The following is a 22806-nucleotide window of genomic DNA, read 5'->3' on the forward strand; positions in this document are numbered from 1 at the left end:
TCAGATGATGAGCATGGCATCACCGTAGCAACCAAAGCGGTACTCCTCCTTGATCGCCACCTTGTAGGCATTCATCATCACGTCGTAGCCGCCAAAGGCAACTGCGGTGAGCAGCGTGGAGGAGTACGGCATATGGAAACCGGTCACCATACTATTAGCGATGCCAAAGGTGTACTCCGGGTAGATAAACTTCCCCGTCCAGCCCCCATAGGGCTTGATAAAGCCATCGGTGCTGAGCGCGGTCTCCAGTGCCTTCATCGTCGAGGTGCCGACACCGCAGATCTTATGTCCTCCCACACGCGCCTTATTGACCACGTCGCAGCACTCCTGCGTGATAGAGATCTGCTCGGATCCCATCTTGTACTTCGCGAGGTCGTCCACATCGATCTCGTCGTACATCACGCGGCTGGTGCTTAGCTCAAGCTTCGCAAAGTGGACATCCTTCAGGTCGAGACGCTTCATCAGCTCGCGGCTGAAGTGAAATCCTGCCGACGGTCCCACTACAGCCCCCTCAGCCTCAGCGTATATGGTCTGGTACCGCTCAGCATCATCCGGTGTCGGCTCACGCTTGATATAGTCGGGCAGAGGCGTCATGCCGAGGTCTTTCAGATCTTGGATGAAGTGGTCATGATCCCCGTCGTAGAGGAAGCGAAGGGTACGACCTCGGGAGGTGGTATTGTCGATCACCTCAGCGACCAGTCGCTCATCGTCACCAAAGAAAAGCTTATTCCCGATCCGGATCTTACGAGCCGGGTCCACGAGGACATCCCACAGGTAGTTCTCAGCCTTCAGCTCGCGCATCAGGAATACCTCGATGCGGGCATTCGTCTTCTCCTTATGCCCCACGAGGTGAGCAGGGAAGACCTTCGCATTATTGAGGACGATCACGTCATCCTCAGAGAAGTACTCGATCAGATCCTTAAACTGTCTATGCTCGATCTCCCCACTCTTGCGGTGGAGCACCATCATCCGAGACTCATCACGAAAGTCTGTCGGATGCTGAGCAATCAGTTTCTTGGGTAACTTGAAGCCAAATTGTGACAACTTCATATATCAGTGTCTCTAAAATTGATTATATCTATTCTCCCCCCTCTGCCACGATGCGATCCCGCCACGCCCTCAGGTCGGTCTGGTGGACGGAAGCATACGCATCCAGCGTCTGCCGGATGAAGGGAACAAAGTCCTCCGGGCGGATGCACTCCTCCACACTTCTGTCGCCCACCCGTGTCCGCCGAAGTCGTGTGAGGTGAGCGCCACAGCCGAGTTGCTCACCCAGGTCCCGGGCCAGCGCGCGGATGAAGATCCCCTTGCCTCCCGTTACCCGTACCCGTGCCAGCGGCGCTTCGTAGCTCAGTAGCTCGATCCGATCGAAGCGGACCCGCTTAGCCGGTAGCTCCACCTCATCCCCCCGACGCGCGATCATATAGGCACGCTCCCCACCGATCTTCGCTGCGGAGTAAGCCGGCGGCACCTGATCGATCTCCCCCTCATACGAGAGCAGAGCTGTACGTATCTCCTCCTCCGTGAGATGATCATAGGGGTAAAAGGCGTCGATGGAGTGCTCCAAGTCAAAGCTCGGCGTAGTAGCACCCAGACGTATCGTCGCCTCATAGCACTTGTCGTGATCCTGCAGCTCCTCGATACGCTTCGTGAAGCGCCCGGTACAGAGCACGACCACACCGGTAGCCAGAGGATCAAGGGTACCGGTATGCCCCACCTTAAGCCGCTTAAGATTGAGCTCCGTGCAGGCGAGCCGGCGAAAGAGATTAACCAAGTCGAAGCTGGTCCAGCCGAGTGGCTTATCGACGGAGATGATCATCCCCTCGCTGAAGGGGTTGGGCGGTGCGACACGCCTTCGCCCCCTCTCAGCGCCTATCTGATAGACTGCTCGAGTCAGTCGCACCCCTCTATCGTCCATCACCCCCACTTAGAAAACAGCAAGATCCATGCCCAAGCCCAGCATCGCCAAGATGACACAGGCGACAGCGATCCGATACCAGCCAAAGGAGGCAAAGGTGTGCTTCTGCACAAAGGCGATGAAGAAACGGACCGCCGCCAAGGCGACGACGAAGGAGACCACATTGCCCACCACCAGCAGACCCATATGATCGGAGAGCACTGATAGATCGCCCGACTTCCAGAACTTCAGCACCTCGTAGCAGGTGGCGCCCAGCATCGTCGGTACAGCGAGGAAGAAGCTAAACTCAGCCGCCCGCTTCCGATCCATCCCCGCCACCATACCACCGACGATCGTACTCATTGAGCGCGACATCCCGGGCATAAACATGGCAATGGTCTGGAAGAGCCCGACGATGAAGGCATTCTTGTAGGTGATCTCCCGTCCGTGGCTTCCCTTATGGAGCCACTTGTCGATGAAGAGCATCACCACACCTCCGATGAGGAGATTGACCGCGATGATCCACACCGATCCGAGGGCATGATCCACCCAGTCACCGAAGAGCACCCCCAGCACTACCGCCGGCAGGAGCCCGATCAGGAGAGCTATGTAGAAGCGGAAACGGCTTACCGTACGTTTCCATGCCGGCACCTCGGGACTATCCATCTCCGGTGCCACTCTGAAGTCAAAGAAACGCCTCCAGTAGAGCACCACCACGGAGAGGATCGCTCCGAGCTGGATCATGACGGTGAAGGCCTTCACGAAAGGGGTACTCTCGATCCCCATCAAGGACTGAGCGATCACCAGGTGACCGGTGCTGGAGACCGGCAGAAACTCTGTCAGTCCCTCGACGATGGCGAGGACAATGGCTTGGACGACTGTCATCTCTCAGTTGGCTCAGTGGTGTCATCGGAGGGAGTCTCCTCACCGGTGTTGCTCCCCTTATAGTCGCTTCGCTTCCTCCAGAGGATCGCCACGGCGATGCCGGCATAGCCCAGCATGCAGACCAGCGGAGCCACACGGATGCGCAGGGGGCTGAAGACCTCAGGATTAAAAGTCACCCCATCCGTGGAGGCGCCTCCGCTCATCAGCAGATACCCAATGATCAGGAGGAGTAGTGAGCCGAGGAGGATCAGGAGATTGACTCTCCCGAAGCCGTAGGTCTCGAAGTGCGTTTTCTTACCCTTATCTTTACTCATAACAATGTGTCTTGATGGCCCGCCTTTAGGCACGATATAGACGATCCTCATCCATCTTGAGGTAGCGACTGACTGCAGCGGCAGAGGCGATCCAGGAGATCAGGATCCCTGAGAGCAGCACGACTGCCCCGGCGATCACCATATTCTGCACCGACAGCACACCACTGAGGATCGGATACTTCGTCAGGAGGTAGTAGCGGCACCAAACCATCAGCCCGATGGCAACCACCGCCGCCACCACACCACTCCTGATACCCGAGGTGATGAAGGGACGGCGGATAAAGGAGCCGGTCGCCCCCACTAATCGCATCGTGTAGATGATGAAGCGCTTGGCATAGACCCGCAGGCGGATCGTATTATTGATCAGGACGACCGATATCACCAGCAGGAGCAGCGCCAGTGCACCCATGATCAGGGCGATGGTGCTGAGGTTGCGATTAAGCTCGTCGACCAGATCCTTGCGGTAGGAGACCGTCTGTGCGATAGGGAAAGACTGCAGATCCTTAGCGATCAGCTCGACACTATCCGGGCTGGCGGCATACTCTGAGAGAACGTGCACCTCCAGTGTGGGTGAGAGGGGGTTCCACCCGAGGAAGTCCTCAGGGTTTTCCCCCAGCTCCTCGGCCAACTCCTGCATCGCCTCCTCCTTGGAGTAATAGGTCACCTCCTTGGCGTAGGGCCTAGATGAGATCTTGTCCCGCATCGAGACGATGTCGGCATCGGGGCTCTCCGGATCGAGCAGCACGGTGTAGCTGAGACTCTCGCGGATGTAGTCCCCCAAGCCACGCCCCACGAGACCGATCATCGCCACGAGACCGATCAGGAAGAGTACAGCACAGATACTGACTGTACTGAGGAATGTAGAGCCGGTCACCGGGACCCGGTGCGATTTCTTGGGCTTAGTCGACATATCTATCTACCAATTTTATTGTGTCCATTTAGGATGGGAAAAGTAGTCCCCGGAGCAAGGCAAGAGAGCCGAGAGTCGATCTGTGAGCTTCCCCTCTCTCTGCGTCGCTTCAGCACGCTTACAATCGTCCATTCAGTATGCAAATATACCAAATCAAACGGCACCACCCCCTCCCCTATCACCATCATCATGAGTGCATCCTATTACCGATATTAGATGAAACTAATACCGGTAATAGACTTCACTAATATCGGTATTAGTATTCTCTTTTACCGATATTAGAGAATGGCGGCGAGACGAGGGCAGTGACGTGACGCCTGGGGAGGGCGAAGTCAGAAGACCTCTTTGCTCCCCTTCCAGACCACCTCCTTACCGCCCTCAGCACGAGCGGCAGCCCGTCCGAGGACAAAGAAGTAGTCACTCAGGCGATTGATATACTGCAGGACGGAGGGATCGATCACCGCAGTCGGCTCCGCCTCAAGGAAGGCATAGATGTCCCGCTCCGAGCGCCGCGCCACAGTGCGACAAATATGCGCCACAGAGGCAGCTCGACCACCGGCGGGGAGGATAAATTGCTTCAGCTTCGGCAGCTCCCCATCGAGCTTATCGACCATCTGCTCCAGGTGGTGGATATCCTCCTCGGAGAGGCCACTGCCACAGTACTTCAGGAGCTCCGGGTCTGTCGTATCCGTCGCGATATGCGTGCCACAGGTGAAGAGCCGCTCCTGGATCTCCTGCAGCAGCTCATCCTGCTCCAGAGCGGACGGCAGCTCGGCACGAAGCAGACCTATGAATGAATTGAGCTCATCGAGCTGACCATAAGCATTCAGCCTTGGTGACGCCTTGGAGACCCGCTTGCCACCGACGAGAGAGGTCTTGCCCTTATCCCCGCGACCGGTGTAGAGCTTGCTTTTCTTTTGTTCGTCCATTATTAGACAGTACTACGATAAATGTAAAGGTTGTCGTTCTTACTAAATAGTAGGGCGTGGTCATACAGATCGATCACCACCCCTCGAGTCAGCTGGGCCACTAAGTCCCGCAGCCGCTCCTCTGCAGCCCTATCCCGCCTCACGTCAGTCAGCAACACCGCCCTACCCTTCACCTGCAGGAAGCGTAGAGCCTCCTCAGCGCTGTCAGTATAGAGCAGCACTCGATCCATCGTCCCGAGATCGCTCAGCGGCAAGGTCCCCACACGACTATCAGCGAGAGCTGCGTAGTCCATAGCTGTCAGCCGATCCGGAGTCGTCTCACCATAAGTGGCCACCTCATAGCCCAGACGGGCGACAAGCCTATACCAAAGCGCCAGGCGATCCTCATCCGGTGTGGGGAGGTAGTACTCATACTTCGGCTGCACGACAGAGCAAACCATCCGATACGCCATCGGCGAGTGGACACCGTGACCTCGTCCGTAGCGGAGCTTACGGATTAGGCGACAGGAGAAGAGACTCCGGCGAGGATAAAGGGAGTGCATAGGGGGGGGAGAAAAAAAGATCAGAGGACGTTGAGCACCTGCTCCTTGATCTGCTCAAGATGATCCTTCATCTTGACCGTGATCTTCTGAAGCGTGGCGTGGTTGCTCTTGGAGCCAAAGGTATTGATCTCTCGACCGATCTCCTGTGCGATGAAGCCAAGCTTACGCCCCTGGCCGACCTCGCCATCCATAGTGGACTCGAAGTAGGAGAGGTGGTTGATAAGCCTATTACGCTCCTCATGCACGTCAAGCTTGTCGATGTAATAGATCATCTCCTGCTCGAGACGACTGGCGTCATAGTTATTCTGTGTCACGCGACGCAGCTCCGTCTCAAGTCTCTCCCTCACCGTGTCGATGCGCTCTTGCTCGTATGGCTCGGTAGAGCCGATGAGCGTCCTGATCGCCTCGATATTCTCTTGGAACACCCGATAGAGCGACTCTCCCTCCTGAGCCCGGAAGGCAATGAAGTGGTCGACTGCCTCCTCCAGCGCCTCCATCACCAAGCGCCCATCGCTCTCCCGCTCGACCTCATCGATCTCTACCGTATGGAGCACGCCCTGGAAGCCAATGATTAGTCTCATAGGGTCCTGAGGCAGCGGGATACCGGTGTCGCTGCTGAGCTGCTGCAGCCGCTCCCAGTAGGTAGCTGCCACCTGCTCGTCAAGCGTGAGTGGTGCCTGCGCCTCGAGGTGATCCACAGAGACGTAGACATCCATCTTACCACGCAGGCAGCGCGTAGTGGTCCTCTTGCGGATCTCCTGCTCCAGCGCGCGCAAGTGACCCGGTATATGGACATTGACATCCGCATTCTTGCTATTTACGGAGTAGATCTCCACGGTGATCTTCTTCCCCTCACCGCTCTTCTCCGCCCTCCCGAAGCCGGTCATTGAGTATATCATAAGTGGTATATAAAAAAAGGACAGCCCCTCCGCTCCACTGCTTCTCCACCGGAGTCAGGGTACGTCATGGCTGTCCTTAGATAAAATAGTCGAGATCAGTTATCGTCAGAGGTTTCGGCCGTGGCAGTTCTTAAATTTCTTACCACTGCCACAGGGACAGGGATCGTTGCGACCCACCTTCTTGGCTGCGCGGTAGGGGACGTTATTCGCCTGGGCAGCCTCTGACGCAGCACGACCTGCCTCGGTACGTTGCTCCGCCTGCTCCTGGTAGTCATCCTTCTGCTCGCGGTAGCGACTGCGGTCATTGCTACGCGGGTCATCGTGATGCTCACCGATGCGCACCTGCTGCTGGGCAGCGGCACGAGCCATCGCGGCGGCACGAGCAGCCTGCGCCTGACGACGCGCCTCCTGCTCCTCCGGTGTAGCGATATTGATATGGCCACGCATGATGATCTCGGTGATCTTCACATTCAGGTCATCGATCATACGCTTGAAGAGGTCATACGCCTCGACCTTGAAGATCACCAGCGGATCCTTATTCTCATACGAGGCGGTACGTACGGCATTTTGCAGCTCATCCATGGCGAGGAGGTGACGCTCCCACGCCTCATCGATCGTGTAGAGGAGGATCGTCTTCATAAAGGACTTAGCGATGCTCTGCGACTTGCTCTCCACCGCCTCCTTCAGGTTCGTCACGACATTGTACATCAGTCTGCCATCCGTCACGGGGACGTAGATCTGCTCCACCTGGGAGCCATGCTCCTTGTAGAAAGCCTGCAGCGCCGGGTCGGCCTGCTCCGCCATCCGGTCCATACGACGCTTCAGCGTGGCAGAGGCCTCATCGAGGAGCTTGGACGCAATGTCATTGGCATCCATCCCCTTGAAGTCCGTCTCGGACACCGGGCACTCGATCGCAAAGACCTTGTACACCTCTGTGCGGAAGTCATCGAAGGAGCCGCCCTCATACTTTGTCGCAAGGTAGATCGCAGACTGCTCAAGGGTATTCATCACATCCAGCCCGATGCGCTCACCCATAAGGGCGTGACGACGCCGGGTATAGATCACCTTACGCTGAGCATTCTTCACGTCGTCGTACTCAAGGAGGTGCTTACGGATGCCGTAGTTATTCTCCTCGACCTTTTTCTGAGCATTCTCCACTGTCTTGCTGAGCTGCTTGGAGACGAGCATATCGTCATCCTTAAGCCCCATCGTGGAGAGCACCTTCGCCATACGATCCGAGCCGAAGAGGCGCATCAGCTTATCTTCCAGAGAGACGAAGAAAACGGACGACCCGGGGTCTCCCTGACGGCCGGCACGACCACGCAGCTGACGATCCACTCGGCGGGACTCGTGGCGCTCTGTACCGATGATGGCGAGACCACCCGCTTCCTTCACCTCAGGTGAGAGCTTGATATCGGTACCACGACCTGCCATATTGGTAGCAATGGTCACCGTACTCGACTGACCCGCCTGAGCAACAATGTCTGCCTCCTTCTGGAAGAGCTTTGCATTGAGCACATTGTGCGGGATATGCTTCAGGTCGAGCATCTTGCTGAGGAGCTCCGAGATCTCCACCGAGGTGGTACCGACGAGGACTGGGCGCCCTGCCTCGGTAATCGCCTGGATCTCATCGATGACGGCATTGTACTTTGCCTTTGCCGTCTTGTAGATGCGGTCGTTCTCGTCATTACGGATCACCGGTCTATTGGTCGGGATCACGACCACGTCGAGCTTGTAGATGTCCCAAAACTCCTTAGCCTCCGTCTCGGCCGTACCGGTCATGCCGGAGAGCTTGTGGTACATACGGAAGTAATTCTGCAGCGTGATCGTCGCCTTGGTCTGTGAGGCCTGCTGCACCTTGACGTGCTCCTTTGCCTCGATCGCCTGGTGAAGTCCATCGGAGTAGCGGCGACCATTCATGATACGACCGGTCTGCTCGTCGACGATCATCACCTGATTGTCGATCACCACGTACTGATCATCTCGGTCAAAGAGGGTGTAAGCCTTCAGTAGCTGCTGCACCGTATGCACACGCTCACTCTTGACGGAGTAGTTGGTCAGCAACTCATCCTTGGTACCGGCCTTCTCCTCCTCGCTCATCTCCTTATTCTCCAGCTCAGACATCTGGGCGGCAATATCGGGGAGGACAAAGAAGCCGGGATCCTCATTCTTCTGCGACAGGAGGTCAAAGCCCTTATCTGTCAGCTCGATCTGGCTATTCTTCTCATCCACGACGAAGTAGAGCGGATCGGTCACCACATGCATCTCGCGGTTGTTGTCCTGCATATAGAAGCCCTCGGTGTCCAAGAGACGCTTCTTCACACCCTCGGTGCTGAGGTACTTGATCAGAGGCTTGTACTTCGGCAAGCCCTTATAACTGCGGAAGAGCAGCAGATAGCCCTCATCCACCTCCTTGGGGTCGTCGCTTGCGATCTTCTTCTTCGCCTCATTGAGGAGCCGGGTACAGAGCGTCCGCTGAGCAGTCACGACGGACTCTACATCCTCACGGAACTCCTCAAACATCTGATCTCCCTTTGACTCCACCGGTCCGGAGATGATCAGCGGGGTACGGGCATCATCGATCAGCACGGAGTCCACCTCATCGACAATGGCGAAGTTGTGGACCCTCTGCACCATATCCTCCGGGCGGCGTGCCATATTGTCGCGCAGGTAGTCGAAGCCGAATTCGTTATTGGTCCCGAAGGTGATGTCACAGTCGTAAGCGCGCTTACGCTCGGGCGAGTTGGGCTCGTGCTTGTCGATGCAGTCTACGGTGAGACCGTGGAATTGGTACAGCGGTCCCATCCACTCCTCATCACGCTTGGAGAGGTAGTCATTCACGGTCACCACATGGACGCCGTTACCGGTGAGGGCGTTGAGGAAGACCGGCAGCGTTGCTACCAGCGTCTTACCCTCACCTGTCGCCATCTCAGCGATCTTGCCCTGATGCAGCACGATACCACCGATCAGCTGCACATCGTAGTGGACCATATCCCACTTCGTGAGATTGCCGCCGGCCTCCCACTCGTTCTTGTAGATCGCCTTATCACCATCGATGGTGACGAAGTCGTGATCCACGGAGAGGTCACGGTCGTACTGCGTGGCGGTGACGGTGATCTCGCTATTCTCAGCAAATCGACGTGCTGTGGACTTCATCACGGCAAAGGCCTCGGGGAGGATCTCATTGAGCTTATCCTCCAGCTTATCCTTTACCTGCTCCTCCAGCGTGTCGATCTTCTCCCAGAGCGCCTCGCGCTCACTCAGCTCTGCGCTCTCCACCTGTCCCTTCAGCTCAGCGATCTCACGTCGCTCCTCCGCCACGTGGTCGCGGAGATCCTGCCTCATGCGAGCGGAGTGAGCCCGCAGCTCATCAGCGCTCAGCTTATCGATCGTCTCGTAGGTCGCCTTGATCTTATCGACGATGGGGTATATCTGCTTGAGGTCGTTCTGCGACTTGTTGCCGAAGATGCCGGCAAGTAAGTCCTTAAAGAAACTCATATATATTGTCTAGTAAAAAAGTGTATCCGTTGTCATTCTCGAGAGTACCGGCCTCCCGAGGGAGACGAAAGGTACAAAAAATATCTGATCAGTATCGATCAGGGTGTCGGCGGTCGGATACGGAGCACCCGGGAGATCTCGCGAGAGACGCCACGGAGATCCAGCGGAGTATGGATCACCTCCGGCTCGATGCCCTCACCCATGAGGATCAGCATCGTCGGCATAGCAGCGTAGGAGGGCTGTGGCGTAGCAGTGCCGATATCGACAATGTAGCCTGGACTGATTCCCACGAAGACATCCGCCCTCTGAGAGGGGAGCGCACTATGGAGTGCTGTCAGCCGAGTACGACCTACGGGATCCCCCGGGAGCAGATCCCTCAAGCTGTGGTTCGGTATCGTGTAGGCGACACCTGCCATCTCGAGGAGGAAGGAGCAGACCGCATCCTGCACCTCGGCAAGGGAGAGCTCCTCCCGCTCCTCTACCACCTTGCGATCAAGGAAGAGCTCCCCCCGGTCGGTCACCTCAGTCACCATCCCCTTTACTCCATACTTCGCATGGAGGTACATATTGGTGATGGCGCGGCAACGCTCCGGGGAGAAGGTGGGGTACCGTTTCTTATCATCACGGATCGGTTCGCACCGAGCCATACCATTACCCGCCAGTGCCACGAGGACTTCCCCCTTTCCAAACTTTCGGTCCAGCAGCTCCATCAGCTGTGCCACCGCCCTGTCCAGAAGCACATAGCTGTCCAGCAGCTCCGGCGAGATCCCAGCAGATACTGATGGAGGGGTGCCTGCCGTCATGTGGAGGGCTAGCAGGTCCATCGACTCATCCGCACCGAGACCGGCTCCATCGATCACCGACTCAGCGAGGCGAACCACATACTCATTGACCACCGGGGAGTGCTTCAGGTCCTGCACGGACGAGAATGCTCTCGTGTAGATATGGTCAGACGCAAAAGCTCCACTGCCGGCATAGGGTAGGAGCGACGCATAGAGAGACGGCTCGGAGGCCTGCCACGTGATCGCCCCCTTGTCGAGGCGTGTCGCCACCGTGCTGCTCTTGCCGATGTACCACGGCAATCCTGTGGGGTAAAAGGTGGAGCTTACCCATCGCGCCGTGGAGTCATCGAGCCAGTAGGCCGCCTGAGCCTCATGCCCGCCCGCAATGATCGCCTCCTCGGCTGAGGGAGCTATGGAGAAGACCTGCCCCAGCCCGTGTGTAGCCTGCGCCAGACGGTCAGCGATCGTCGGGGCAGCGAGCGCGAGAGGCGAGAGCCTGTCGGCAGTACCATAGCCGATATACTTCTTGTCCTCCAGCACCGATCCCTCAAGGTGCCTCTGCCCGCCCTCCTTGCGGACGATGGTGCGCCTACCGGTGATACCGCTCTCAAGACCGAGAGCACCGGTGTGCAGCACCGCCTCGCTGGCGACGGGATCCGCCTCTGTGAGCGGGTGGATGACGGTGTCGTAGACCCGCCCATCGCGAGAGAGGCGCGTGAGACCATTCTCTAAGAGTTGAGGTGCCATCGCCTCATAGAGGTCGGTCCGCAGCTCATCCACCGTCAGCAGCACCACCAGCTTGGGAGCCTGACGGGCGGCGACGGGTGAGCAGACGCTCAGGAGGACGACGAGTGGGGTGAGTAGATCTTTCATTTACTTATGTTCCTCAAATACCTTGCCAGTCCCGCCCCACTCCACGTAGCGGCCGATGAACTGGTCCAGCCCGATCAGGATCGCCAGATAAGCCATGCCGATAGGCAGTGTCTGCACATAGCCGAGCCCGAGGTAGACAAGGGCGAGCAGGAGGTTGATCAGGTAGAGCAGGCTATTGAGACGCCTGTGTCGCAGCTCCTGCCACATCGTCACCACGAGGATGAGCCAGAAGGGGTGCATCAGCACCATATTGGCATTGAGAAGTGTATGCGGATGTGCGGAGAAGAGGCTGAGGAACCACAGCACGATCCCTGCCAGCCCGAGGAGCAGATAGAGCCCACAGCGCAGTACCTGCCACGGTACCGAGGTGTACCTCCGTACGACGAAGTAGCAGATCAGGTAGATGGCGACCAATGCGAGGATCGTCACAAGGGGACCATCAAAGCGTGGCACCTCGATCAGCTGTGTCTGAGGGACGATCTCCTCCTTCCGTGACACGATCGGCTCACCTGTATCCTTACGGAAAGCGAGGTCCATCGACTGCTCCAGCAGCTCGGGGACAAAGGCCGCATCATGTACCGTCATCCGAGTATCGCTCTTCACGCCGAGGCAAAGGTCGGTGCCAAAGGTGTACCACTTCGCTGACTTGCTACACTGCCGGGTCGCCTCGCGGAAGGTCGGCAGCGACGCAGGGTCCACCCGATAGACCAATCCTCCCTTAGTGAAGCGCTCGATGAGGTCCCGAGGGCGGGTGGCGCAGTTGTCGTAGAAGTAGTTGTACCGGTACTCGGCATTCTCAGGCAGGGCGTTCCAGTCGAGGAAGTCCATCAGCGCCTGCACCTCGTCAGGTCTGAGATTGAGCTGCTGCTCCGATACCCTCCGCCCCTGAGCCGCATAGTCATAGACCATACTGTCGAAGTCTGTCACCCCCAGCATGTACATCGGTTTTCCGATCATAAAGTTGGGGATAAAGTTCTTCTGCTCCATGGAGAAGTAGCCATAATTATACGCCTTGTCGAGACCCGTCTCCGGATCCGTGATCCGAATGGCCGTATGGCCGTAGAGGTAGAAGACAAACTCCCCCGACTGACCACACGTGATCAGGCTCGCCCGAGGTGTCGCTCCGAGAGGCAGCATAAGGGTCCAGAGTAGAGAGAGGAGTGTGATGGGAAAGAGGTGCTTACTCATTGATTGTCTAAGATATGGGGCATGTCCGACGGCGTAAGCCTCGTGTCGTGGAGGGCGAGCCCCTTGGGATAAAGGTTATTGACCCGGGAGCCGAGGTCCTTGATGAGGGTGAGCGGAACGCCTGCATAGGTGACGACCCGGTAGCCCTTGGTCCCCAAGCTCGGTATGGACTGCCTGCCGATGAGGGCAAAGGCCTCAGTCGCCGTCACAGCCCGCCGAGGGTACGGAAGGTGGTCCGAAGCTGGAGCGCTCAGCACCCAAGATACATCGGGGATAAAGTCTCTTCCCTTGACGCTCCCGAGATCCACTCCCGCCCTCAGGATCCGGATGCCATCCCCCTTCTCCAAGAGCCGTAGCAGTGCCACGCCTCTCGGGGATAGCAGGCGCCAGCCTGTCCCGTCGGGAGTACAGAGGAGATGCTCCTCCGGCAGGTCGCTCAGCTCCTCGGGGATCGCCCCTGCCCGCCCGGCAAGACCCCGAGTCACAGGCTCCGGAGCCACCCGGGGACCAGACTTGCGTACCCCGAAGCAGGTTAGACCCTCGCTACCGGTGCGGTGGGGGAAAAAGCGGTACAGTCCCCGCTCCTCATCGCTCTCCTCTGCCCCATACTGCGGTAGCTCCGGCAGGGGGATCACCTCGGCTCCGTAGTCATCACGGAGGAAGCTGAGCTGAGCCTCATTCTCCGCCCTATTGTAGGTGCAGGTGCTATATATAAGGAGTCCCCCATCCGTCAGCATCTCCCATGCCTCCCTCAGGATATCCCTCTGAGTCTTCGCGCAGCGATCCACCAAGTCGAGGCTCCAGCCGGTGACCGCCTCCGGCTCCTTGCGAAACATCCCCTCGCCCGAGCATGGGGCGTCGACCAATATCAGGTCCGCCTTCACCCCCGCCGACCTAAGAGCAGCCGGCAGAGCTGAGGTGACCAGCGTCTCCTCGGAACCCCAGCGGAGGATATTCTCCTCCAGCACCTTCGCCCGCTTCTTATCCGGTTCATTGGTCACCAAGAGGCAGTCATCGGGGAGGTGGCTCCTCAGGAGGGTCGACTTACCCCCCGGGGCAGCACATAGGTCAAGGGCGACCACGGGGGCAAAGTCGATCGCAGCGAGGTAGCGCGCCACCGCCATCGAGGCAGGCTCCTGCACGTAGTAGGCGCCCGCATGCCAGAGTGGATCCGCACCGAAGGTTGGCCGCTCAGGGAGGAGCAGTCCCTCCGGACACCACGGGATCGCCCCCGGAGTGAGTGGGGAGAGCTTAGTGGGATGACGACGGATCGACACCGGCGAGGGCACCTCAGTCAGTGTCCTGAGGAGTGCCTCGTAGGCCTCAGCCCCAAAGTCCGCAGCAAAGGACTCCCTAAATCCGTCCGGTATCACCATCAGATCTTGAGCGAGAAGCCGAAGCTGAAGAGCTCGTTGTACTGCAGGAGAGACTTGAAGGTCTTAGGCTCATCGAGGATCACACTGTCATCAAAGCGTAGATTGACATTGAGCATCGTGCTGAAATACTTATTGAAGGCATACTCCAGTGTATTCTCCAGCTCGGTCTCTATGTGCTTATAGGAAGTATTGTAGTAGAGCCGAGAGCGCCAGGAGAGGGCGTCGGAGAATTGCCACTCCAGATTCATCCGGAGTGACGAACCGAGACGAAGGAGATAGTCCTGATCCTCCTGTAGACCATACCTGCCCCTCGTCACATCCTTCGCCCAGATCCAGATGAATTGCATCGAGGCGGGCGCCACATTGAGTGAGAAGTTGAGATTATTGAAGGGGTTGCCGCCGATCTTTTTCTTCTTTAGATTGTACTTCATACCGAGACCGCCATCGAGGATCAGCGGAGCGAGAGCGGAGGTGGTGAGCTGTCCCTCGCGGTCGTAGTTCTTCAGCAACTGACTACGGAGGTTCAGGTCAATGGTATAGAACCACCGCTTCCAGGCCTGGAGACCGAGGTTGCTCCTCATCCGCAGGACATCCTCACTGATCTTAAAGTTTGGCTTTCCCTCCAGCTTGATCTCGCTCGGCACGGTAAAGAGTCCCAGCTTGTACTCCAGCTCATTGACCCACTCCACCTTGTCTCTCTTGTACGACAGGCCGTAGAAGAGTCGAGAGGCGAAGTTGGCACTGCTGGTACCGCCCTTATGCCAGTTGGGTGACACCTGATTTTGTGCCAGCTGGGCGTGTGCCTCGAAGCGTGGGATCCAGTACCGCCTCTCGACGGACACCGTCTCGATCACCCCCTCCGCCTTGGTAGGTACATTGGGCATATCCATCACCGCCAGCTCACCCGAGTAGGAGGGACCCTCCACCGGCTTATACTCCAGATGGTCGCTCGGGAGGAACTCCGAGGTGTAGCGGATCAGATCGGGGTGGAGGAAGAAAAATTGCTCTCTCAGCTGCTGATCCGTACGCCAGCGATCCATACGCCGCGCAAAGCCGGTCGTATGACCATACTCCTGCTCCAGCTTATCCATCGTCTGCCGGAGGAGCGACTGCCGGATGAAGGGGTTATGGAGGCGGGGATCAGTCTGCCGAACGAGGGCTGCCTTGTCGAAGTGAAGCGAGGGGAGCTTCCACAGGTCGAAGAGCAGCGGTGCAAAGAGCGACGAGGAGGGGACATAGCCGGAGGTCCTCAGCTGCAGTGGTCGCCCGATCACCTGCAGCGCCTCGGAGCTCAGCCCCCGCGTAAGGGTATCGCTCGCCAAGATCTGCTCCGAGTAGGCTGGATAGAGAGGGATCACCTCGCTCCGCTCTGCCACATCCTGAGCGGACGCCACCACTCCACACAGCATCAGGAGAGCACCTAGCCCTCCGGTAACTATTCTCTTCATCATACTCATCTTACTCTCTATCATTCTAAATGGTGGGGAGCTCCCACCACCGCTCACTGCATACGATAAGCCCCACAAGTGGGCTGCACAAAGATAATACTTTTGCTTCATCCACCGGTGCCCCCCTACCCCGAGTGGCAGGGCAAAACACACGGATCATCGAAATAGCCTGGGAGCGAGACACTCGCGCCATAGGCAGAGCTCATAGGCTACAGCAGGTACCGGGATCGTCTGATCCTCAATGCATTTACCCTGCCCCCTCTGAGCAAACTCTAATACCGATATTAGTGACGACTAATATCGGTATTAGAGAATTCTTTTACCGGTATTAGATCGAGCCTCACAGAGGGGGTTGCGCAGACGGAGGAGAAATGGGGGGCACCTGAGAGAGTCATAGATGACATTGCGAGAGATCGGCAGGAGAAACAGAAAGGCGTGACGTCTACTCAACAGCGGTGGTGAGCCCTACCATGGGGCAAGGGGCTAAAGCGGATTGACCGATGCGCATGTTCCGAAGAAAGCGTATTAAGGGCTTGCCAGGCAGGCAAAATTTCGTACCTTTGCGACCACAAACAAGGATGGCGAGGTAGCTCAGCTGGTTAGAGCGCAGGATTCATAATCCTGAGGTCATGGGATCGTGCCCCATTCTCGCTACTATCAACGACAAAGAGCTCAGACGGATCACCGCCTGAGCTCTTTTGCTTCCTTACTTATCATCGAAGTGGTGGGGGTCGCGGCGGATGAGGTCCATGATTGCGGCCGGGGGCTGCTCCTGCTCCAGCTGGCTCCGCATATAGTCCATATAGGGCGCGACGTGGTCAAAGAACTTGTAAAACCCGCGACAGAGGTAATTGAGCCCCGGCTCTCCGTACTCGTCTTGAGTAAAGCGGTTCTTGGGACACTCGCCCCAGCAGGCGAAGAGATAGGGACACTCCCGGCACTGCCTCGGCAGCGCATCGTACTTATCTCGCCCAAACCGCTGCTGCCTCGGGCTGTACATCATCTCTATCAGGGTGCTTGAGCGGATATTTCCCAGCTTGTACTGCGGGAAGACGAAGTGATCGCAGCTGTAGACATCCCCATTATACTCCATCACACCGGCATGACCGCAGTACTTCGCCATAGTGCAGACACCCGGCTGGACGCCCATCCAATTGGCGAGCGTGGCATCAAAGATCTGTATGAAGTACTCCCCTACCCCATCCCTCACCCAGGCATCAAAGAGACCGCAGAGGAAGTCGCCCCACTGCTCCGGGCTGACTGAGAAGGAGGACAACCGACTCTCAGCGTCAGGCTCCCCGACAGTCGCCAAGCGACCATCCGCATGGTACCTTTCCACGATGGGGGCAAACTGTATGTAGTGGCAGCCAATGGACTTAAAGAAAGAGTAAAACCCCTCTGGGTCATCGGCATTGAGCGCATTGACGACGGCGAGGATATTGAAGTCCACCCCGTGCCTCTGCAGCAGCCGCACCCCACGCATCACGCGATCAAAGGAGGGCTTGTCGCTCGGGGTGCGCCTTAGAGCATCGTGGTAAGTACGCTCTCCGTCAAGGGAGATGCCGACGAGGAAGTGGTTGGACTTAAAAAATCGACACCACTCATCATTGAGCAAAGTACCATTGGTCTGAAGCGTATTGATGATGCGGTGCCCTCCGGCATACTTGCACTGGAGCCGAACCGCCTTTTGATAAAAAGAGAGGGGACGCAAAAGCGCTTCACCCCCGTGCCAGGTAAAGACCACCTCCTCGGTCGACTGGCTGCCGATGTACTCTCGCACATACCGCTCCAGCACCTCATCGCTCATCTGCTGGTCCTGAGGCGATGCCATGTCACGGTAGAGCTCTTTCTTCTCGAGATAATAGCAATAGGTGCAGGCGAGGTTGCAGAGCGACCCGGCCGGCTTCGCCATCACGTAGAGCGGACGAGCAAGGGGATTACCGATCGGGGGGTGATCCGTCACGACTTAAAGAGGTACCTAAAGGCCTCATCCACCCGACTGACCGGCACAACCCTTATGGAGGAGCTCCTACTGAGGTCAAGGCTCTTGGCATTGTCCTGAGGGATGATGATCTGGCGGAAGCCGATCTTCTCCGCCTCAGCGACACGCTGAGCGATACGAGACACAGCGCGCACCTCACCGCTCAGGCCTACCTCACCGGTGACGCAAATCTCTCGACTGATCGGCAGGTCAAGGCTGGAGGAGAGTACGGCAGAGAGGATGGCGAGGTCGATGCCCGGGTCGGTGATGTAGAGCCCGCCGGCGATATTGAGGAAGACATCCTTCTGCACAAGCTTAAAATTGGCTCGCTTCTCAAGCACGGCAAGGAGCATATTGGCACGACGGAGATCAGTCCCTGTGGCGGCGTGCTGAGGATAATTGTAGACCGCTGAGGAGACTAACGCCTGTGTCTCCACGAGGAGTGGGCGGATCCCCTCCATGGTCACACCGATGCAGATCCCGCTGAGGCTGTGGTCGCTTCCGGAGAGCAGCATCTCGGAGGGATTGGTCACCTGCCGCAGCCCCTCCTGCTTCATCTCGTAGAGGCCGATCTCAGAGGTGTTGCCGAAGCGATTTTTCAGAGACCTGAGGATCCTATACTGATGGTTTCGGTCGCCCTCAAAGCGGAGGACTGTATCGACCAAGTGCTCCATGATCTTTGGTCCGGCAATCTCACCATCCTTGGTGATATGGCCGATGATGATCACCGGGATATTGGTATGCTTCGCAAAAGCCATCAGCGCCGAGGTACACTCCCTCACCTGTGCGAGACTGCCGGGCGCAGAGTCACTGCGGGAGGTTCGCATCGTCTGGATGGAGTCAACGACCAGCAGGTCGGGGCGAGTGGATTGGGCGGTCTCAATGATCATCTCGACGTCCGTCTCCGAGTAGAGGAGGCATCGGGAGATCGCCGAGGCGTCGGTGATACGCTCCGCCCGGATGCGTATCTGCCCCATACTCTCCTCCCCGCTGACGTAGAGCGTGGTGATGTCGGGATTGCGCAGCACACTCTGCAGGACAAGGGTACTCTTGCCAATGCCCGGCTCACCGCCCATCAGGACGAGAGACCCCTTGACGAGACCCCCGCCGAGGACGCGATTGAGCTCACCGTCACGCATATCCATACGCGGAGCGCTCTCGGGCGAGACCTCACATAGCGGAACCGGTCGGTGCCCTCCCTCAGTGCGATCACTTCGGATCTTCACCCCCGGGAGGTCGTCCCGGACGCGAAACTCCTTGAGACTATCCCACTCCCCACAGGAGGGACAGCGCCCCAGCCACTTGGGGAAGTCCTCGCCGCAGTTGCTGCAGACGTAGACCACCTTGTCCTTACTTCCGCTCATCGCTCGTCACTCAGCGCAGAATTGCTTGTAGTACTCGACGCTCTCCGGGAGCCGCTCAGTGACGTCCTCGGCATCAGCGCTAAAGAAGGAGAATATGCGACCAAACTTTGCTCCCGCATAGCCGATGCTGCTGATGATGGGGACAAAGAGGCCCTGCAGTCCGCTCTCTCCGTACACCTCCTCCGAGGGAACACCGGCAGAGGTGGCGAGGTCGATCAGCTTTCCATCGAGCGTCCCCTCTCCACCGGCTGCCGAACCGGCGCCCCACACCTGGTCGATCCAGCACTTCATCACCCCGGGGACGGACATCCAGTAGAGAGGAAACTGCAAGATCACCCGATCCGCCTCACGGAGCAGCTTCTTCTCCTCCTCCACGTCAAAGGTCATACCCGACCCGCAGGCATCGGCGAGGCAGTGGATGGTAAGGTCGGGATCATTCATCGCTCTCAGACCCTCAACCCAGCCCTTTGACACAGTAGACTCTTCCAGGTGGGGATGTCCCACAACAACTAATGTTTTCATAAGAAAAAATGTTTCGCTTAGTTCCTTTGAGACAAATGTAGCCATTTAAGGGGAGACAAAGTCGGGCACAGGGATGGAATTCCAGTCCCGATGGGATGAAGCTACCGTCCCGTAGGGATGGGACTACAGTCCCGTAGGGGTGGAACTACAGTCCCGAGGGAGGAGACTCCGGACAGTTCGCCATTTTTATCTATCATTGCACTCGGAACAATTGAAAGAGAAAGATGATTAAGAACGTATTAGTTGATGTAGGAGGGGTACTGATAGACCTCCACAGATCAGTAGCTGTCGATCGACTGAGAGAGCTTGGGGTAACGGATGCAGACGAGATGCTGGACGCATACCGCCAGACCGGCGGCTTCCTCGACTACGAGAGCGGGCGGATCAGCACGGAGGACTTTGCGCACCATCTCTCCGAGACCTACCACAGGGAGATCACCATAGAGCAGCTCCGGTGGGCCCTTCTGGGCTTCCTCAAGCGCGTCTGTGAGGAGAAGCTCACCTTCCTCGAGGAGGAGATCGCACCACACTATCGTGTACTGGCGCTCTCCAATACCAATCCTCTGCTGTATGACTACTTCGAGAGCAAGGACTTCATCTCCTCCGGCAGACCGCTGTCGGACTTCTTTGAGCGCGTCTTCACCTCCTACACTATGGGGATGTGCAAGCCGGAGCTGGAGATCTTCCTAAGGGTCCTCGAGGAGGGCAATCTGCTGCCTGAGGAGACACTCTTCCTCGATGACGGACCCGCCAATACCGCCATGGCTCGCTCCCTCGGCATGGTCGCCTACACCTGCAAGAATGAGGAGGACTGGCGGGACCCGATCCGCCGCCTGCTGGTCAGATAAGTAGCACCGTCAGCAGATAGGCAATCCAGGAGAGCAGCCAGGCAACACCCGTCGCATAGACTGCATCAAAAACCGCCCACCTATAGGAGCCGGTTTCCCTCCCCACTGCGACGAATGTAGCGATACAGGGGAAGTAAAGCAGGACGAAGACAAGGAAAGCGACCACCGTAGGGATAGTCAGCACCGGGCTCCCATCCGGATAGGTAGACAGACGGAGCCGCTCCGAGAGGGAAGAGGTGTCCTCCTCGTCCCCCACATAGAGCACCCCGAGCGTACTCACCACCACCTCTTTTGCCGCCACACCGGTTAGCGTCGACACAGAGAGGCGCCAGTCGAAGTGCTGTGGGGCGAAGACGGGCGAGACTGCCCTCCCCAGCCGTCCGATGTACGACTGCTCCTGTGAGATGACCCGCAGCTGTCGCTCCGGCGTGAGCGTCTCAAAGCTTGCCGCCTCCTCCGGCCCTACCCGATCCTTATAGGAGGCCACCAGCTCCTTTCCCTCGGGGGTCTCCAGACTGTCGATGTGGGGGAAGTAGCCAAGTGCCCAGATGATCACCGTCGCAGCGAGGATCGTGGTTGCCATTTTCTGCAGATACTGTCGCGCTCGCTCCCAGGTATGGATCACGATGGTCTTGGCGGCAGGCACCCGATAGGGTGGCATCTCCATGACGTAGGGGGTCTCATCGTCCATGGGGAGGACCTTTGAGAAAAGCAGCGACGACAGCACCCCGACCAAGATCCCCAGGAGGTAAATGGCAAAGAGTGCCACCCCTGCATGCCGGGGGAAGAAGGTCCCCACCAGCAAGAGATAGACCGGGAGCCGTGCGCTACAGCTCATGAAGGGCGTCACCAAGATCGTGATCAGGCGAGACTTTTGGCTCTCGATCGTGCGTGCTCCCATGATCGCCGGGACACTGCACCCAAAGCCCATAAGCATCGGCACAAAGCTCTTGCCGTGCAGTCCTATCGCCGCCATAAGGCGATCCATGATAAAGGCGGCTCTGGCGAGGTAGCCCGTGTCCTCCATCAGGCTGATACAGAGGTAGAGGATGAGGATGTTGGGTAGGAAAACCAGCACACCCCCTACGCCGCCTATCACACCATCTACCAGTAGCGACCTCAGGGGGCCCTCGCTCATCGTCCGCTCCAGCAGACTACCAAGCCAGCCCATACCACTCTCTATCCAGTCCATAGGGTACTGACCGAGGGTGAAGGTGAGCTCAAAGGTGAGAAACATCAGGAGCAAGAAGATCGGGTACCCCCACGCGCGATGAGTCACTATGTCATCGATCCGCTTATCGATCCGCGTGGACCGCCCCTCACTCCGCCGGATATAGATCCCGTCAAGTACCGTCCGGATGTGCCTGTATCGGGTGTCGATCAGTTGTTGCTCAAGCACGCCATCGCCCTCTCCCGACCCGGTATGACTCTCGACGATCCTGTCCACCAGCTCCAGCACACGGCTGCCGGCGGGGTCACGACGAGCCACATAGCCTCTGAGCGTCTGGTCCTGCTCCAGCAACTTAATGGCGAGGAAGTCCGGACGAAGCCAGGCACTCTCATCACCAAGAGAGGTCTCCGACTCGATGAGCCGGGTCACCTCCTCTATGGACTGACGGAGCGCCCCCTCATACTTCACGCTCGGCCCGGTGGGTCGATGAGCAGCGTCAAGTCGCTCCCGGTGTAGACGAGCCACAGTAGCAAAGAGCTCCCTTAGCCCCTCACCGGTCCGACCGATGGTCGGGATCACCGGCATACCGAGCCGTCTCGACAGCGCCTTGATATCAAGCCTTGTGCCGCTCTCCCTCAGCTCGTCGTACATATTCAGCGACACAACAGTCGGCACGCCTGCCTCCATGAGCTGAATCGTCATGTATAGGTTTCGCTCCAGATTGGATCCGTCGACGACATTGACGATCACATCAGGCGGAGTCTCGCTCTCAAAGAGCTGATGGGTCACAAACTTCTCCTCCGGTCCGTAGGAGGAGAGGGAGTAAGTCCCCGGCAGATCGACTAAGTGGAAGAGCGTATCCCCCTGTCGGTAGTCCGCCACGGCAGCGGCCACAGTAACACCCGCATAGTTGCTCACCTGCTCGTGAGAGCCACTGGCAGCATTGAAGAGCGAAGTCTTGCCACAATTTGGATTGCCGACAAAAGCGACCGTCACCTCACTGGCCACCGGACCCTTTGTCTTAGGGAGACTATTTTCCGCAAGAGGTGGAGGCGTACCGACTAAGTGATCAGGAGAGACAGCTTCGGGCTCAGCCTTGGGCTCTACGGGTGACACCTCGATCGTCTCCGCCTCAGACCGGCGTAAGGTGAGTCGGTACCCAAGGATGCTGTACTCGACCGGATCGAGAAGGGGCGCATTGCGGATCACATGCACCTCAGCTCCGGGGACAAACCCCATCTCCAGCAACCGCTTCCGAAAGGTCCTCGGAGCTGTATGATAGACGATGGTGCCGGTCTCTCCCGTGTGGAGCTGTGTAAGTCTCATGACGCTTATTTATCCTCTAATCTCTTCTGATTTGCAAATGTGCCTAAAGATAG

At 57.8% G+C, this 22806-nt stretch carries 18 protein-coding genes and 1 tRNA gene; 2 read left to right on the forward strand and 17 right to left on the reverse strand.

The annotated features are described in order from the left end of the window. The 13 genes from queA to AC1EKE_RS00700 all read right to left on the reverse strand — a co-directional run bounded on the left by queA (nt 1) and on the right by AC1EKE_RS00700 (nt 15544). Nucleotides 1-1050 carry a tRNA preQ1(34) S-adenosylmethionine ribosyltransferase-isomerase QueA gene (queA, locus tag AC1EKE_RS00640; protein ID WP_296158916.1) on the reverse strand — a complete coding sequence of 350 codons (1050 nt, stop codon included), beginning with the start codon at nt 1048-1050 and terminating at the stop codon, nt 1-3. A 28-nt stretch (nt 1051-1078) separates the two neighbouring features. After that, the gene (truB, locus tag AC1EKE_RS00645; protein ID WP_480307684.1) at nt 1079-1819 is read right to left on the reverse strand and encodes a tRNA pseudouridine(55) synthase TruB; all 741 of its coding nucleotides are present in this window, start codon (nt 1817-1819) and stop codon (nt 1079-1081) included. Between the two features lie 108 nt (nt 1820-1927). Next, nucleotides 1928-2782 (reverse strand): undecaprenyl-diphosphate phosphatase, encoded by an 855-nt coding sequence (locus AC1EKE_RS00650; protein WP_480307531.1) that lies wholly within the window; start codon nt 2780-2782, stop codon nt 1928-1930. Continuing rightward, nucleotides 2779-3096 carry a DUF3098 domain-containing protein gene (locus AC1EKE_RS00655; protein ID WP_480307533.1) on the reverse strand — a complete coding sequence of 106 codons (318 nt, stop codon included), beginning with the start codon at nt 3094-3096 and terminating at the stop codon, nt 2779-2781. Before AC1EKE_RS00655 ends, AC1EKE_RS00650 begins: the two co-directional genes overlap by 4 nt. A 25-nt stretch (nt 3097-3121) precedes the next feature. After that, nucleotides 3122-4006 carry a cell division protein FtsX gene (locus AC1EKE_RS00660; protein WP_480307535.1) on the reverse strand — a complete coding sequence of 295 codons (885 nt, stop codon included), beginning with the start codon at nt 4004-4006 and terminating at the stop codon, nt 3122-3124. Between the two features lie 332 nt (nt 4007-4338). Continuing rightward, entirely contained in the window at nt 4339-4935 is a 597-nt protein-coding gene (locus AC1EKE_RS00665) for a cob(I)yrinic acid a,c-diamide adenosyltransferase (protein WP_296158920.1), read from the reverse strand. A gap of 2 nt (nt 4936-4937) precedes the next feature. Beyond that, nucleotides 4938-5477, reverse strand: a complete 540-nt coding sequence (locus AC1EKE_RS00670; RefSeq protein WP_480307538.1) for a hypothetical protein — start codon at nt 5475-5477, stop codon at nt 4938-4940. Between the two features lie 20 nt (nt 5478-5497). Then, nucleotides 5498-6376 carry a YicC/YloC family endoribonuclease gene (locus AC1EKE_RS00675; RefSeq protein WP_480307540.1) on the reverse strand — a complete coding sequence of 293 codons (879 nt, stop codon included), beginning with the start codon at nt 6374-6376 and terminating at the stop codon, nt 5498-5500. A gap of 105 nt (nt 6377-6481) precedes the next feature. Continuing rightward, nucleotides 6482-9874: a preprotein translocase subunit SecA gene (gene secA / locus AC1EKE_RS00680; RefSeq protein WP_480307542.1), complete on the reverse strand. Its 3393-nt coding sequence runs from the start codon at nt 9872-9874 to the stop codon at nt 6482-6484. A 98-nt stretch (nt 9875-9972) separates the two neighbouring features. Then, on the reverse strand, nt 9973-11529 hold the full coding sequence (locus AC1EKE_RS00685; RefSeq protein WP_480307544.1) for an alkaline phosphatase family protein: 1557 nt from the start codon (nt 11527-11529) through the stop codon (nt 9973-9975). After that, nucleotides 11530-12717, reverse strand: a complete 1188-nt coding sequence (locus AC1EKE_RS00690; RefSeq protein ID WP_480307546.1) for a lipoprotein N-acyltransferase Lnb domain-containing protein — start codon at nt 12715-12717, stop codon at nt 11530-11532. Beyond that, on the reverse strand, nt 12714-14093 hold the full coding sequence (locus tag AC1EKE_RS00695; protein ID WP_480307548.1) for an RsmB/NOP family class I SAM-dependent RNA methyltransferase: 1380 nt from the start codon (nt 14091-14093) through the stop codon (nt 12714-12716). Before AC1EKE_RS00695 ends, AC1EKE_RS00690 begins: the two co-directional genes overlap by 4 nt. Further along, the gene (locus AC1EKE_RS00700) at nt 14093-15544 is read right to left on the reverse strand and encodes a DUF3078 domain-containing protein (protein ID WP_480307549.1); all 1452 of its coding nucleotides are present in this window, start codon (nt 15542-15544) and stop codon (nt 14093-14095) included. Before AC1EKE_RS00700 ends, AC1EKE_RS00695 begins: the two co-directional genes overlap by 1 nt. A 577-nt stretch (nt 15545-16121) precedes the next feature. Here AC1EKE_RS00700 and AC1EKE_RS00705 point away from each other — a divergent pair. Further along, nucleotides 16122-16195: transfer RNA gene (locus AC1EKE_RS00705), tRNA-Met, on the forward strand. A 52-nt stretch (nt 16196-16247) separates the two neighbouring features. On the opposite strand, the gene AC1EKE_RS00710 is transcribed toward AC1EKE_RS00705, so the two are convergent. From AC1EKE_RS00710 to AC1EKE_RS00720, 3 genes are read right to left on the reverse strand one after another with little or no spacing between them, the layout of a single operon-like run. Next, on the reverse strand, nt 16248-17504 hold the full coding sequence (locus AC1EKE_RS00710; protein WP_296163316.1) for an anaerobic sulfatase-maturation protein: 1257 nt from the start codon (nt 17502-17504) through the stop codon (nt 16248-16250). Next, complete coding sequence (radA, locus tag AC1EKE_RS00715; RefSeq protein WP_296163303.1) at nt 17501-18886, reverse strand: DNA repair protein RadA; 1386 nt, start codon at nt 18884-18886, stop codon at nt 17501-17503. The genes AC1EKE_RS00710 and radA overlap by 4 nt, the downstream gene beginning before the upstream one ends. 6 nt (nt 18887-18892) lie before the next feature. Further along, a complete protein-coding gene (locus tag AC1EKE_RS00720) occupies nt 18893-19408 on the reverse strand; it encodes an NAD(P)H-dependent oxidoreductase (protein ID WP_480307552.1) in 516 nt (171 codons plus the stop codon). A gap of 224 nt (nt 19409-19632) precedes the next feature. On the opposite strand from AC1EKE_RS00720, the gene AC1EKE_RS00725 reads away from it, so the two are divergent. Continuing rightward, nucleotides 19633-20256, forward strand: a complete 624-nt coding sequence (locus AC1EKE_RS00725; RefSeq protein ID WP_480307554.1) for an HAD family hydrolase — start codon at nt 19633-19635, stop codon at nt 20254-20256. On the opposite strand, the gene feoB is transcribed toward AC1EKE_RS00725, so the two are convergent. After that, nucleotides 20249-22753, reverse strand: a complete 2505-nt coding sequence (gene feoB / locus AC1EKE_RS00730) for a ferrous iron transport protein B (RefSeq protein WP_296164915.1) — start codon at nt 22751-22753, stop codon at nt 20249-20251. The two genes, AC1EKE_RS00725 and feoB, sit on opposite strands and share 8 nt — an antisense overlap. Nucleotides 22754-22806: the final 53 nt, after the last annotated feature.

The sequence above is a fragment of the Porphyromonas sp. C0041D3 genome, from assembly GCF_056590575.1.

What these genes read in the sequence shown, in the direction of transcription:
- queA (WP_296158916.1), bottom strand. Translation starts at nt 1,050, where the DNA reads ATGAAGTTGTCACAATTTGGCTTCAAGTTACCCAAGAAACTGATTGCT.
- truB (WP_480307684.1), bottom strand. Translation starts at nt 1,819, where the DNA reads ATGATCATCTCCGTCGATAAGCCACTCGGCTGGACCAGCTTCGACTTG.
- AC1EKE_RS00650 (WP_480307531.1), bottom strand. Translation starts at nt 2,782, where the DNA reads ATGACAGTCGTCCAAGCCATTGTCCTCGCCATCGTCGAGGGACTGACA.
- AC1EKE_RS00655 (WP_480307533.1), bottom strand. Translation starts at nt 3,096, where the DNA reads ATGAGTAAAGATAAGGGTAAGAAAACGCACTTCGAGACCTACGGCTTC.
- AC1EKE_RS00660 (WP_480307535.1), bottom strand. Translation starts at nt 4,006, where the DNA reads ATGTCGACTAAGCCCAAGAAATCGCACCGGGTCCCGGTGACCGGCTCT.
- AC1EKE_RS00665 (WP_296158920.1), bottom strand. Translation starts at nt 4,935, where the DNA reads ATGGACGAACAAAAGAAAAGCAAGCTCTACACCGGTCGCGGGGATAAG.
- AC1EKE_RS00670 (WP_480307538.1), bottom strand. Translation starts at nt 5,477, where the DNA reads ATGCACTCCCTTTATCCTCGCCGGAGTCTCTTCTCCTGTCGCCTAATC.
- AC1EKE_RS00675 (WP_480307540.1), bottom strand. Translation starts at nt 6,376, where the DNA reads ATGATATACTCAATGACCGGCTTCGGGAGGGCGGAGAAGAGCGGTGAG.
- secA (WP_480307542.1), bottom strand. Translation starts at nt 9,874, where the DNA reads ATGAGTTTCTTTAAGGACTTACTTGCCGGCATCTTCGGCAACAAGTCG.
- AC1EKE_RS00685 (WP_480307544.1), bottom strand. Translation starts at nt 11,529, where the DNA reads ATGAAAGATCTACTCACCCCACTCGTCGTCCTCCTGAGCGTCTGCTCA.
- AC1EKE_RS00690 (WP_480307546.1), bottom strand. Translation starts at nt 12,717, where the DNA reads ATGAGTAAGCACCTCTTTCCCATCACACTCCTCTCTCTACTCTGGACC.
- AC1EKE_RS00695 (WP_480307548.1), bottom strand. Translation starts at nt 14,093, where the DNA reads ATGGTGATACCGGACGGATTTAGGGAGTCCTTTGCTGCGGACTTTGGG.
- AC1EKE_RS00700 (WP_480307549.1), bottom strand. Translation starts at nt 15,544, where the DNA reads ATGATGAAGAGAATAGTTACCGGAGGGCTAGGTGCTCTCCTGATGCTG.
- radA (WP_296163303.1), bottom strand. Translation starts at nt 18,886, where the DNA reads ATGAGCGGAAGTAAGGACAAGGTGGTCTACGTCTGCAGCAACTGCGGC.
- AC1EKE_RS00720 (WP_480307552.1), bottom strand. Translation starts at nt 19,408, where the DNA reads ATGAAAACATTAGTTGTTGTGGGACATCCCCACCTGGAAGAGTCTACT.
- AC1EKE_RS00725 (WP_480307554.1), top strand. Translation starts at nt 19,633, where the DNA reads ATGATTAAGAACGTATTAGTTGATGTAGGAGGGGTACTGATAGACCTC.
- feoB (WP_296164915.1), bottom strand. Translation starts at nt 22,753, where the DNA reads ATGAGACTTACACAGCTCCACACGGGAGAGACCGGCACCATCGTCTAT.